The organism is Pseudomonas sp. N2-3-1-14, assembly GCF_041228395.1.
Taxonomy (GTDB): Bacteria; Pseudomonadota; Gammaproteobacteria; order Pseudomonadales; family Pseudomonadaceae; genus Aquipseudomonas.
Window position 1 is genome coordinate 4,674,781 of the sequence record NZ_CP166199.1, and the last position, 12,178, is coordinate 4,686,958.

Annotated in this window: 9 protein-coding genes and 1 pseudogene; 5 read left to right on the forward strand and 5 right to left on the reverse strand. The window is 61.6% G+C overall.

All coding sequences use genetic code 11. The features are described 5' to 3' along the window. Positions 1-88: 88 nt before the first annotated feature. Positions 89-2,353 (reverse strand): bifunctional 23S rRNA (guanine(2069)-N(7))-methyltransferase RlmK/23S rRNA (guanine(2445)-N(2))-methyltransferase RlmL, encoded by a 2,265-nt coding sequence (gene rlmKL / locus AB5I78_RS21540; RefSeq protein WP_145159108.1) that lies wholly within the window; start codon positions 2,351-2,353, stop codon positions 89-91. 532 nt (positions 2,354-2,885) lie between these two features. Here rlmKL and rmf point away from each other — a divergent pair. After that, on the forward strand, positions 2,886-3,101 hold the full coding sequence (rmf, locus tag AB5I78_RS21545; protein WP_002553055.1) for a ribosome modulation factor: 216 nt from the start codon (positions 2,886-2,888) through the stop codon (positions 3,099-3,101). Positions 3,102-3,287: 186 nt separating this feature from the next. Here rmf and AB5I78_RS21550 read toward each other — a convergent pair whose 3' ends face one another. The 4 genes and pseudogenes from AB5I78_RS21550 to sctC all read right to left on the reverse strand — a co-directional run bounded on the left by AB5I78_RS21550 (position 3,288) and on the right by sctC (position 6,929). Then, positions 3,288-4,313, reverse strand: coding sequence for a quinone-dependent dihydroorotate dehydrogenase (locus AB5I78_RS21550; protein ID WP_262208385.1), 1,026 nt, complete (start codon positions 4,311-4,313; stop codon positions 3,288-3,290). Between the two features lie 86 nt (positions 4,314-4,399). Next, positions 4,400-4,855, reverse strand: a complete 456-nt coding sequence (locus tag AB5I78_RS21555) for a transglycosylase SLT domain-containing protein (RefSeq protein ID WP_369301357.1) — start codon at positions 4,853-4,855, stop codon at positions 4,400-4,402. Continuing rightward, positions 4,848-5,248 (reverse strand): annotated as a pseudogene (locus tag AB5I78_RS21560) (winged helix-turn-helix domain-containing protein). The gene AB5I78_RS21555 and the pseudogene AB5I78_RS21560 overlap by 8 nt, the downstream one beginning before the upstream one ends. Before the next feature lie 202 nt (positions 5,249-5,450). Further along, on the reverse strand, positions 5,451-6,929 hold the full coding sequence (gene sctC / locus AB5I78_RS21565; RefSeq protein WP_369301359.1) for a type III secretion system outer membrane ring subunit SctC: 1,479 nt from the start codon (positions 6,927-6,929) through the stop codon (positions 5,451-5,453). A gap of 259 nt (positions 6,930-7,188) precedes the next feature. Here sctC and AB5I78_RS21570 point away from each other — a divergent pair, with 259 nt between their 5' ends. The 4 genes from AB5I78_RS21570 (at position 7,189) to AB5I78_RS21585 (ending at position 12,097) form a co-directional block, all read left to right on the forward strand. After that, positions 7,189-8,415: a CmpA/NrtA family ABC transporter substrate-binding protein gene (locus AB5I78_RS21570; protein ID WP_369301361.1), complete on the forward strand. Its 1,227-nt coding sequence runs from the start codon at positions 7,189-7,191 to the stop codon at positions 8,413-8,415. Between the two features lie 13 nt (positions 8,416-8,428). Then, positions 8,429-9,004 carry an ANTAR domain-containing response regulator gene (locus tag AB5I78_RS21575; RefSeq protein WP_083357333.1) on the forward strand — a complete coding sequence of 192 codons (576 nt, stop codon included), beginning with the start codon at positions 8,429-8,431 and terminating at the stop codon, positions 9,002-9,004. Positions 9,005-9,215: 211 nt separating this feature from the next. After that, entirely contained in the window at positions 9,216-10,427 is a 1,212-nt protein-coding gene (locus tag AB5I78_RS21580; protein WP_369301362.1) for a nitrate/nitrite transporter, read from the forward strand. Next, complete coding sequence (locus AB5I78_RS21585; RefSeq protein ID WP_369301363.1) at positions 10,427-12,097, forward strand: protein kinase; 1,671 nt, start codon at positions 10,427-10,429, stop codon at positions 12,095-12,097. Before AB5I78_RS21580 ends, AB5I78_RS21585 begins: the two co-directional genes overlap by 1 nt. Positions 12,098-12,178: the final 81 nt, after the last annotated feature.

Consider the following 12,178-nt stretch of genomic DNA (forward strand, 5'->3'; position numbering starts at 1 on the left):
CATGAGGCCACTGTTTGACCAGCGCAAAAAAGCCGCAAACCCGGAATACGCCAGGCTTGCGGCTTTTTGTTCCAACTTGGTGCAGCAATCAGCGCGCAGTGATTTTCCACGCCCGGTGGATCTTCGCGTTACGCGCGAAATCCGGGTCGAGGGTCTTGTCGCTGATTTCCTCGACCGCATAGCGTTCGCTGAGGTTGTCCTCGAGCACGAACTTGCGGAAGTTGTTCGAGAAGTACAACACGCCGCCCGGTGCCAGGCGCGCCATGGCCAGGTCGAGCAACTGCACGTGGTCACGCTGCACGTCGAAGATGCCTTCCATGCGCTTGGAGTTGGAGAAGGTCGGCGGATCAATGAAGATCAAGTCGAACTCATCGCGGCTGGCTTCCAGCCACGCCATCACGTCGCCCTGCTCCAGACGGTTCTTGTCGGAGAAACCGTTGAGCGAGAAGTTGCGACGTGCCCAGTCCAGGTAGGTCTTGGACAAGTCGACGCTGGTGGTGCTGCGCGCGCCGCCCTTGGCCGCGTGCACACTGGCGGTAGCGGTGTAGCAATACAGGTTGAGGAAGCGCTTGCCGGCCGCTTCCTTCTGGATGCGCATGCGCATCGGGCGGTGGTCGAGAAACAGGCCGGTGTCCAGGTAATCGGTGAGGTTGACCAGCAGCTTCACGCCGCCTTCGCTGACCTCGGTGAACTTGCCCTGGGCGCTCTGGCGCTCGTACTGCTTGGTGCCGCTCTGACGCTCGCGACGCTTGACCACCACGCGGCTCTTGTCGACGTTCAGCGCCTGGGGAATCGCGGCCAGCGCATCGAACATGCGTGCGGAAGCTTTTTCCGGGTCGATGGATTTCGGCGCGGCGTATTCCTGCACGTGCACCCAGTCGTGGTAGAGGTCGATGGCCATGGAGTATTCCGGCATGTCGGCGTCGTACACACGGTAGCAATCCACGCCTTCGCGCTTGGCCCACTTGCCCAACTGCTTGAGGTTCTTCTGCAGGCGGTTGGCGAACATCTGCCCGCCTTCGCTCAGGCGCGCCTGTTCAACCACCGGGGCCGGGGCTGGCTTGATCGGGTTACCGTTCTTGTTGTACTGGCGCTCTTGCGGCTCGGTCGGGGCCTGATCGTAAGCGGCCTGCTCACGCTCGGCCTGACGCTGCTCCGGGGTGCGGCGCTCGCCGGTGACGAACTGGTCCGGGTTGACTTTGATCAGCAGCAGTTTGCACGGCAAGGCGCCGTTCCAGAACGAATACTGTTTGTGGCTGCGAATGCCCATGCGCTTGCCCAGGTCCGGCGCGCCGGTGAACACCGCCGCTTCCCAGCCCATGCACGCCTGACGCAGACGCTCGCCAAGGTTCTGGTAGAGGTACAAAAGGCTGGCTTCGTCACCCAGACGCTCGCCGTACGGCGGGTTGCAGATGACCAAACCTTTTTGATTCTGGTCCGGGCGCGGCTCGAAGGTGCCGACTTCGCCCTGGTACACCTTGATCCAGTGGCTCAGGCCAGCGCGCTCGATGTTATTGCGCGCGGGCTGAATCAAGCGTGGGTCGGCTTCGTAGCCTCGCACCCACAACGGCGGCTTGTTCATGCCGATGGCCGCCCGCTCGGTCGCTTCGGTGTGCAGCTTTTTCCACAGCGCCGGAACGTGGCCGAGCCAGGTGGTGAAGCCCCACAGTTCGCGATTGAGGTTGGGGGCCATGTCGGCGGCGATCATCGCGCCTTCGACCAGGAAAGTCCCCACGCCACACATCGGGTCCGTCAGCGCGCCGCCTTCGGCCGCAATGCGCGGCCAGCCGGCGCGAATCAAAATCGCCGCCGCCAGGTTTTCCTTCAACGGTGCCGCGCCCTGCTGCAGGCGGTAACCGCGCTGGTGCAGGCTGTGGCCGGACAGGTCGAGCGACAGGATCGCTTCGCCGCGGTCCAGGCGCAGGTGAATACGCAGGTCCGGGTTGATCTTGTCGATGGAGGGGCGTTCGCCGGTCGGGGTGCGCAGCTTGTCGACGATCGCATCCTTGACCTTCAGCGCGCCGAAGTGGGTGTTGTCGATGCCCGAGCCGTGGCCGCTGAATTCCACCGCCAGGGTGCCATCCGGGACCATGTGGTCGGCCCATTCGATGTCCAGCACGCCATGGTAAAGGTCTTCAGCGTCCTTCATCGGGAAGCGCTTGAGCACCAGCAATACACGGTTGGCCAGGCGCGACCAGAGGCACAGGCGGTAGGCGGTTTCCATGTCGGCCATGCCGCGCACGGCCGAGGTGTGCTCGCGTGCGTCCTCAAGGCCAAGCCCGACGGCTTCCTCGATCAGCAGGCCTTCGAGGCCCTTGGGGCAAGTGAGGAAGAGTTCAAAACGGTCCGACATGGGGCATTCCAGGCTTTTCAGCAATAAATGAACAGGCGACGCATCGCCGGCTCGGTTTTTAATCAAGCACTTTTCTTGAAGAGTGCTCGCGTGGCACGAATGTGCCGTCCCACCCCGGCTGCCGGGCCTTTGGGCCAGAATTTCCGGGGCAGAGAAATAATTGATCGCAACAAAAAGAAATATTCCGACCCTTCGTCGAATAATAACCGACTGCGGCGGGCGGACATTCTCACTAAAGGATTAAACCCATCCTCTATGCAGAGCACATCATAGCTGGCTTTGCCCAACAAAAGGGGCGAAAAGCCATCCCAGCTTATGGCTATAGCATCGTTATCGTTACGTGCTTATGACAAAACGATCATTGAATCCATGTGACCTATTGGTTAGAACTCAACACAGGTTGGCGCCGTAACGACGCCGACACATCGGCTCGCCACGCCGGCAGCGAGCCCACCAACGGCAGAAAAACTCTGCCCGGCCTCAGACGAGGCCGAAGGATATCAAGACAGTCAACAAGTGAGGGAAACACCCTATGAGAAGACTTAAGCGTGATCCGTTGGAAAGAGCATTTTTACGCGGATATCAATATGGCGTTCATGGCAAATCCCGTGAGCTTTGCCCATTTACTCTACCGTCGGTACGCCAAGCCTGGATCAACGGCTGGCGAGAAGGACGCGGCGACAACTGGGACGGTATGACTGGCACTGCGGGAATCCACAGACTCAACGAACTTCACGCCGTCGGCTAACACAGGGCACTTAATCCGACACACCACCTTGAATATGTAACGACTTAACCACGCACGCCCCATCAGGGCGGCGGGCTTCGGCCCAGGGGCTCCTTTAGGGAGCCCTTTTTATTGGGTCGGTGGCGATGCGGACTACACACTCACAGGTGTATTTTTTTAGCCTGCCATCGCCAACAAGCCGGGCGCCTACCTTTTTGGCAAGGCCGCTATCGCATCCACCGACTCGCGAATCAGCGACGGTCCTTTATAGATAAAACCTGAGTACAGCTGCACCAGGCTTGCACCGGCGGCGATCTTCTCGGCCGCGTGCTTGCCTTCGGTGATGCCGCCCACGGCGATGATCGGCAAGCGCCCGGCCAACTCAGCCGCCAGCACCTTGACGATGTGAGTGCTCTTGTCGCGCACCGGTGCGCCCGACAGCCCACCCGCTTCATCACCATGCGCCAGCCCTTCGACACCCACACGGCTGAGGGTGGTGTTGGTGGCGATCACCGCATCCATGCCCGAATCCACCAGCGCCTGAGCGACCAGCACGGTTTCTTCATCGCTCATGTCCGGTGCAATCTTGATGGCCAACGGCACACGTTTGCCATGACGTATGGCCAGGTCTTCCTGGCGCTGACGCAAGGCTTCGAGCAGTTGCTTGAGCGAATCACCGAACTGCAGGCTACGCAGACCCGGCGTATTCGGCGAGCTGACGTTGACGGTGACGTAGCTGGCGTGGGCGTAGACCTTGTCCAGGCAAATCAGGTAATCATCGACGGCGCGCTCTACGGGCGTGTCGAAGTTCTTGCCGATATTGATGCCGAGGATGCCCTTGTATTTCGCGGCTTGAACCCGTGAAAGCAGATGATCAACGCCCAGGTTGTTAAAGCCCATGCGATTGATGATCGCCTCGGCTTCCGGCAGGCGGAAGATCCGTGGTTTTGGGTTGCCCGGTTGCGGGCGTGGCGTCACGGTGCCGATTTCGACAAAACCGAAACCCAATTGCGCAAACCCGTCGATGGCCGCGCCGTTCTTGTCGAGGCCGGCAGCCAGCCCGACCGGGTTGGGGAAGTCGAGTCCCATCACCGATACCGGCATTTTTGCCGGTGCCTTGCATACCAGGCCATTGAGCCCCAGACGACCACCGGCACCGATCAGGTCCAGGGACAGATCGTGGGAGGTTTCCGGAGAGAGTTTGAACAACAGCTGGCGGGCCAGGGTATACATGGGCGGGCTAGACTCGGATGGCGGCGAAAGGTGGCGCCGATTATAGCCGGGGTGGCGCGCCAGGTGCGAGGTGCGCCGTCCAATCGTCAATGACGTTGTGCTACCAACGCCTCATACCGCGCCCATATTTTTTCTGCGTAGCGCAAACGCAACGCTTCACGCTCAGGTGCCGCGCCGGCGTTGTAGGAGCCCACGGCTGTCCAGTTGTAACCGAAACGCTGGATAAACCCGGCAAGTATCGAGGCGCCCACCTCGACCGACAAACAGGGCTCACTCAACAACCGCTCCTCGGTAATGCCCTGCTTGGCCAGGCGAGGCAAGTGCATGCTGTTGATCTGCATCAGGCCAATATCCCGGGAGCCATCGCTGTTGAGCGCGTTCACGGCGCGCGCGCGGTAACCCGATTCCACAGCGGCGATGGCCTGTAAAAGCTCAGGTTCGAGGTCATAGCGGCTAGCCACCTCTTCCCAGCAATTGGCCCAGGCCTGATGGCTGCCCATCAACAGGCTCAACACCAACGCTTTGCCCAATCGATTAATCATGGGTCACCTGCCCACAAGCCGAGCAGATGCGTTGCACACGCCCTGGCCCCGTCTGGAGAATGGCGTGCTGCTCGGCTTTCACGGCACAGGTAAAGCGATACCCCCTGCCGTAAATTGTCTTGATAAAGCCCTTGTCCTTCTTCAGCTGCTTGCGCAATGCGTAGATACAGCGCGTCAGCGACTCCTCTGCAACCTCCCCTCGGGCCAGACCAACTCAAGCAGACGATCCTTGGTCATCAACGCTCCGTCAGAAGCCAACAGCAGCCGCAATACATGCCACTCCTTGGGCGGCAACTGAATATCCGCGCCTTCGCCGATCAATCGGCCATCGCCCTGCAAGGTCCACCCGGCAAACACCCAGGCAGCCGTCAGCCCATCATTCACGAGGGTCATGCACACCTCTGCACCCGACTACTGACATTGAATTCCTTGTTTCCAGAAACGGCCGATACGCCAACATCACGACTATAAAAACCCGAGCCGCGAACAACGTTAGGAAAAAACCCATGTCATCGAGGCTTTCGGCGGGCGCCACGTAGGACTTTTCGCAGTCACCGACCGCAAAGCGTTTCAGGGCTCTGACCAACGGGTTGTGTCACTCAAGGACATCACGGCGTTCGCGCACAAACGCACGCTGCACACGCTCATATTGGCTCGGGGTCAGCGGCGGCGGGCCGACAGCACCGGCCAGCATCCGCGGCTCACTGCCAACCGCCCGCGCCTGGATCACAAAGAGCCGCACCTGCGCGCGTCGACCACGGCGGGTCGCCTCGCCCTCACGGTGAAAACCACCCAGCCACAAGCGTCTGCCTTGAGGTACGCGCACCACAGAGCTGACGGTCATTCGCCCCACCGCTCCTGCCGAGCCGGGCTTGAATGTGCTGTCCATCTGACGGCCATCCTCGAGGTTCACCAGCATCTCGATCTGATGCGCTCCGGCGAAGCGCGGGAGCACACTGGCTTCAATGCCATACCGCACGGGCTGCCAATCACCCTTATCGTCGCCGGGCCGTGGCAGGTAAAACGTATGGTTATCCTGGAAAACCGCAGGCACGTTTTCCTGGGTAAGGATTACGGGAAACGCGACGACTTTGGCCTTGCGCCGGTGCTCCAGCACACCGAGCTGTGCCATCAAGCGGTTGTCTTCCAAAGGTTCCAGTACGCGCGTCACGAAAGCCCCGGTCTGGGTTTCCTGAGCCCAGGCCGCGCCCATTCTGGCGAATTCACTGCGCTCCACCTCCACTTGCCACAGCGACACCTCAATCGGTCGCTTGGGCTTGTCGAGCTCCGCCACCAGCTCCTCAAGCACCTTCACCTGAGCAGGTTTGCCCTTGATCAACAGGCTGTTTGAATCCGGATAAGCCATCACCACCAGGCTCTTGTCGGCCAGCAAACCCGGGGGTCGTTGCGTGTCCTTCTTTTGCTCGCTGGCCAGCACGGTTTCGATCATCGAGGCCATGCCCGGAACGTTGACCTGGTCGTCGCCCATCGAATACTTGCGATCCGCTACGTGCGTGTTGAACACCTGCACCACGCCGAAGGTTTGCGTGCCGACGCGGACCTCAGTGCGCTGTTTGTCCATCAGTTGAGCCAGGTGCAATACCTGGTCGACATAGTTAGGTGGCCCGGACACATAGAACGTCCGCCCGCCGCTCTCCCTCAGGGGAAAACGCGATTCATCGAGCCCGGAACGGCGCATGAACCCGCGCAGCCTGTCGACCGAGATATGCCGCAGCGCTACCGCCGAGCTTTTTGCCTCACCGGCGTCATACAGGTAAAGCACCTGCCCGTCGCTGTACCAGATCAGGCCTTGCTGCTCGGCGACGGTTTCCAGCGTGTGCTGCGCCGCGTCCAGGTCGAATTGCCCGGTGATGGTTTTACGCGCCACCTCGCGGCTGACAACGACAGGCAAGCCCAAGGGCACCGACAGCGCGGTAAAAAAGGTATGCAGGCTTTCATCCCGCGCCTGATAGCTATCCCCCAAAGCGCACGCGTTTGCCAACAGCAGTGCACCGCACAGCAGCCAGCGGCATAACCTGCGGTAACTGCGCATGGTTGGGGAATGGATAGACACCGTGGATGTTCCTCGCCGTCTGGCGCAAAGAGGCGGCCATACTGGAAGGCAGCTGAGTTTCAATCTTGATGGAAAGCTGACGGCGGACTGCGCTTGAAGCCCCGTGGCATGTGCCTTGCTAAGGGCTATGTATCAAAGCCTGCACCAACGTCGGAGCAGGCTTACGGACAATGGCGTCGTTTCCCTGCAATGGCTTGCGCTGCCACCCGCGCAACCCTCAAGGGTTACGACGCTTTTTTTTGAGCAAAGGTGAGTGTTGATGAACGATTCGGTCGGCAACAGCCCGGTGAACCATCCGCTGGCCTGGGTAAACGGCAGTGACGCCCCGGAAAAGAGCAGCCTCGACCTGGGCTTCATGGCGCTGACCGATTGCGCCTCGCTGGTGGTCGCCGCCACCCAGGGTTTCGCCCAACCCTACGGCCTGACGCTGAACCTCAAGCGCCAATCGTCCTGGGCCAACCTGCGCGACAAACTGGTCAGCGGCGAACTGGACGCCGCCCATAGCCTCTATGGGTTGATCTATGCCGTGCACCTGGGCATCGGCGGCGTAGCGCCGACCGACATGGCCGTTCTGATGGGGCTCAACCAGAACGGCCAGAGCATCAACCTGTCCCGCGGCCTGCAACAGCAAGGGGTGATCACTCCTGAAGCACTGGACCGCCACGTGCACCAAAGCCGCACAAAACTGACCTTTGCACAGACATTTCCCACAGGCACTCACGCCATGTGGCTGTATTACTGGCTGGCGAGCCAAGGCATTCATCCGTTGCACGACGTCGACAGCGTGGTGGTACCGCCGCCGCAGATGGTCGCGCACCTGCAAGCCGGGCGCATCGATGGGTTTTGCGTGGGCGAGCCCTGGTGTGCCAGCGCGGTCAAACAAAACCAGGGGTTCACCCTGGCGACCACCCAGGCGATCTGGCCGAATCATCCGGAAAAGGTTCTAGGTTGCACCCAGGCGTTTGTCGATCAATACCCGAACACCGCTCGCGTCCTGGTCATGGCGATTCTCGAGGCCAGCCGCTTTATCGAGCAAAGCCAGGAAAACCGCCGCTCCACCGCACAATTACTCAGTGCTCGCGACTACCTCGATGCGCCGCTCGACTGCATCGAACCACGCCTGCTGGGTGCTTATGACGATGGCCTCGGTCACCAGTGGCAAGACCCACATGCCCTGCGGTTTTTCGGCGATGGCGAAGTAAACCTGCCGTACCTTTGCGACGGTATGTGGTTCATGACCCAGTTTCGGCGCTGGGGCTTGCTGCGCGAAGATCCGGACTACCTGGGCGTGGCCCGCCGCGTGCAGCAACTGGCTTTATACCGTCAGGCCGCTGCCGCCGTTGGCGTCAACGCAAACGCAGCGGACATGCGCAGCAGCCAGCTGATCGACGGCAAAATCTGGGACGGCTCCGACCCCGCCGCCTACGCGCGCAGCTTCCGACTGCACGCCATGGCAGACCACCCCAGCCACGAAGCGCAGCGCTGACAGGACGACCTTTATGTTACGCATCCTGTTGATCAACGATACGCCGCGCAAGGTCGGGCGCCTCAAGGCCGCATTGATCGAAGCCGGGTTCGAGGTGATCGATGAGTCCGGCCTGACCATCGACCTGCCCGCGCGCGTCGAAACGGTGCGCCCGGACGTGATCCTGATCGATACCGAGTCACCTGGCCGAGATGTAATGGAGCAGGTGGTACTGGTCAGCCGCGATCAGCCGCGGCCGATCGTGATGTTTACCGACGAACACGACCCGAACGTAATGCGCCAGGCCATCAAATCCGGGGTCAGCGCTTATATCGTCGAAGGCATTCAGGCCCAGCGCCTGCAGCCGATCCTGGACGTGGCCATGGCCCGCTTTGAAAGCGACCAGGCCTTGCGCGCCCAGCTCCAGGCGCGCGACCAGCAACTGGCCGAGCGTAAACGCATCGAGCTGGCCAAAGGCATGCTGATGAAAATGAAGCACTGCAACGAAGAAGAGGCCTACACCCTGATGCGCCGCCAAGCCATGAGCCGCCAACAGAAACTGATCCAGGTGGCGGAGCAGATTATCGCCATGAGCGAGTTGCTTGGCTGATCTGGCGCAGCTCTTGCTAAGCATTCACCACAGGTAACCAACGGCGGTTGCCCCTTCTACGACAAAGACGTCGCCCATCCGGTTTGCCCTCGCGAGCCCGATGGCGGCGTTTTTTCGTTTTGGCCCCAGCGCCTGGGGCCGATGGGGCGGCTTTTAGCCAGCGGCCCCATCACTCGGCCTTCTTACAAGACCCCAACCGTTGAGGTGCGTGATGAAATCAAGCTTCTGGAAATCCGGGCACACCCCGACCCTGTTTGCCGCGTTCCTGTATTTCGACCTGAGTTTCATGGTCTGGTACCTGCTGGGCCCGCTGGCGGTGCAGATTGCCGCCGACCTGCACTTGACCACCCAACAGCGCGGGCTGGTAGTGGCCACGCCGATCCTGGCCGGCGCGGTGCTGCGTTTTCTGATGGGCATGCTGGCCGACAAACTGTCGCCTAAAACCGCCGGGCTGATCGGCCAGGTCATTGTGATTGCCGCACTGTTCGGCGCCTGGCAACTGGGCATCCACAGTTACGAGCAAGCCCTGCTGCTGGGCGTGTTCCTGGGCATGGCGGGCGCGTCGTTTGCGGTCGCCCTGCCGCTGGCCTCTCAGTGGTATCCCGCGGAACACCAGGGCAAGGCCATGGGCATCGCCGGTGCCGGCAACTCCGGCACCGTGTTTGCCGCGTTGCTGGCACCGGTACTCGCCGCCGCGTTTGGCTGGAGCAATGTGTTCGGCTTCGCGCTGATTCCATTGGTCATCACGCTGGTCGTCTTCGCCTGGCTGGCGCGCAATGCCCCGGAACGCCCGAAAGCCAAATCCATGGCCGACTACTTTAAAGCCCTGGGCGACCGCGACAGCTGGTGGTTCATGTTCTTTTACAGCGTGACGTTCGGCGGTTTTATCGGCCTGGCCAGCGCCCTGCCCGGCTACTTTAACGACCAATACGGCTTGAGCCCGGTGACCGCCGGCTACTACACCGCCGCCTGCGTGTTTGGCGGCAGCCTGATGCGCCCGTTGGGTGGTGCCCTGGCGGACAGATTCGGCGGGATTCGCACCTTGCTTGGCATGTACAGCGTGGCGGCAATCTGCATCGCGGCGGTGGGTTTCAATCTGCCAAGTTCTTACGCGGCCTTGGCACTTTTCGTCTGCACCATGCTCGGCCTCGGCGCAGGTAATGGCGCGGTGTTTCAACTGGTGCCCCAGCGTTTTCGCCGCGAGATCGGCGTGATGACCGGCCTGATCGGCATGGCCGGCGGGATCGGCGGCTTCGCCCTCGCGGCAGGCATGGGCGCGATCAAGCAAAGCACCGGCAGTTATCAAATGGCCCTGTGGCTGTTCGCCAGCCTCGGCGTGCTGGCCTGGTTCGGGCTGCACGGGGTCAAACGTCGCTGGAGAACCACCTGGGGTTCGGCCGCCGTGACCGCCGCACGCGTCTGATGGGCTTGCAACTGAGTGTCGCGCAAGCCAGCGCCATTGGCCCTCGGGCCGAAAACCAGGACGCCCTGCGCGTCGTCACACCCGTGGCGGAACTGGCAGCGAGTAAAGGTTACCTGTGCGCCATCGCCGATGGCGTCAGCCAATGCGCCGACGGCGGCCTGGCGGCGCGCTCGACCTTGCAGGCGCTGGCGATGGACTACTACGCCACGCCGCAAACCTGGGGCGTGGCCCAGGCGCTCGAACGTCTGTTGCTGGCGCAGAATCGCTGGTTGCAGGCCAACGGCGGCGGCCAGCCGCTGCTGACCACCTTGAGTGCGCTGGTGTTTCGCGGCCAACGCTTCACCCTCGCGCATGTCGGCGATTGCCGGGTGTATCGCTGGCTGGGCGGCGAGTTGCAGCGCATCAGCGAAGACCATGTGTGGGAACAACCGGGCATGCAGCAGGTGCTCAAGCGCGCGCTCGGCCTGGACCAACACTTGGTGCTGGATTTTCTCGACGGTGAACTGCGCGCAGGCGAATGTTTTTTATTGCTCAGCGATGGCGTGTGGGCCGCCTTGGGTGAGCACAGCATCAGTGCGATCCTGCGTGAGCAAACTGACCTCGATGTGGCGGTCAACACGCTGGTCAACGCCGCGCACCTGGCCGCCAGCCAGGACAATGCCAGCGCCTTGCTGGTGCGCATCGACCAGCTCGGCGCCGCTACCCTGGGCGATGCGCTGGTGCAGTTGCAGCAATGGCCGCTGCCCCCTTCGCTCAAACCCGGGCAGCGCTTTGAAGGCTGGCAGGTTGAAAGCCTGCTGGCGCAGAGCCGACAGTCGTTGCTGTACCGGATACGTGATGCCCAGCAGCAACCCTGGCTGCTGAAAACCTTGCCGCTCAACCGCGACGATGACAGCGATGCCGGCCAAGCATTGCTATCTGAAGAGTGGTTTTTGCGCCGGGTTGCCGGGCGCGCGTTTCCTGAAGTTCACGCGGCCAGTGGGCGACAGCATCTGTACTACGTGATGCGCGAATACCCGGGGCAAACCCTTGCTGAACTGTTCCGGCACCAGGGCCCATTGCCCCTGGCGCAGTGGCAGTCCATCGCCGAGCGGTTGCTGCGGGCGATGGGCCTGCTGCACCGGCGACAAATCCTGCACCGCGATATCAAGCCGGAAAACCTGCTACTGGGTGACGATGGCGAACTGCGCGTGCTGGATTTTGGCCTGGCCTATTGCCCGGGGCTCTCCGAAGACCGCGCTCATTTGCTGCCCGGCACGCCAAGTTTTATCGCACCCGAGGCGTTCAGCGGCGAGCCGCCTACGCCGCAGCAGGATTTATACAGTGTCGGCGTTACCTTGTATTACCTGCTGACCGGGCATTATCCCTACGGCGAAATCGAAGCTTTCCAACGTCCGCGTTTCGCCCAGCCCGTCAGCGCCAGCCGCTATCGTCCCGACCTGCCTGACTGGTTGCCACTGAGCCTGGAACGCGCCGTGGCGGCCTCACCCGCGCAACGTTATGAAACCGCCGAAGAATGGCTGCTGGTGCTGGAGCAGGCCGACCGCCGTGAATTGAGCGTGCGACCACGGCCCTTGCTGGAGCGCGAACCGCTCAAGGTCTGGCAAAGCCTCGCCGCCATGTCGCTGCTGGTCAATCTGGTGCTGCTGTACTGGCTGTTGCACCACTAGAGGGCAAATTCCCAGGCAGCGTTGACTCAACGCCCCAATAAACCCGCAAGCTGGCCAACTTGGCACAGCCACTGCATTAGC

What these genes read in the sequence shown, in the direction of transcription:
- AB5I78_RS21575 (WP_083357333.1), top strand. Translation starts at nt 8,429, where the DNA reads ATGTTACGCATCCTGTTGATCAACGATACGCCGCGCAAGGTCGGGCGC.
- AB5I78_RS21570 (WP_369301361.1), top strand. Translation starts at nt 7,189, where the DNA reads ATGAACGATTCGGTCGGCAACAGCCCGGTGAACCATCCGCTGGCCTGG.
- AB5I78_RS21555 (WP_369301357.1), bottom strand. Translation starts at nt 4,855, where the DNA reads ATGATTAATCGATTGGGCAAAGCGTTGGTGTTGAGCCTGTTGATGGGC.
- AB5I78_RS21585 (WP_369301363.1), top strand. Translation starts at nt 10,427, where the DNA reads ATGGGCTTGCAACTGAGTGTCGCGCAAGCCAGCGCCATTGGCCCTCGG.
- rlmKL (WP_145159108.1), bottom strand. Translation starts at nt 2,353, where the DNA reads ATGTCGGACCGTTTTGAACTCTTCCTCACTTGCCCCAAGGGCCTCGAA.
- AB5I78_RS21550 (WP_262208385.1), bottom strand. Translation starts at nt 4,313, where the DNA reads ATGTATACCCTGGCCCGCCAGCTGTTGTTCAAACTCTCTCCGGAAACC.
- rmf (WP_002553055.1), top strand. Translation starts at nt 2,886, where the DNA reads ATGAGAAGACTTAAGCGTGATCCGTTGGAAAGAGCATTTTTACGCGGA.
- AB5I78_RS21580 (WP_369301362.1), top strand. Translation starts at nt 9,216, where the DNA reads ATGAAATCAAGCTTCTGGAAATCCGGGCACACCCCGACCCTGTTTGCC.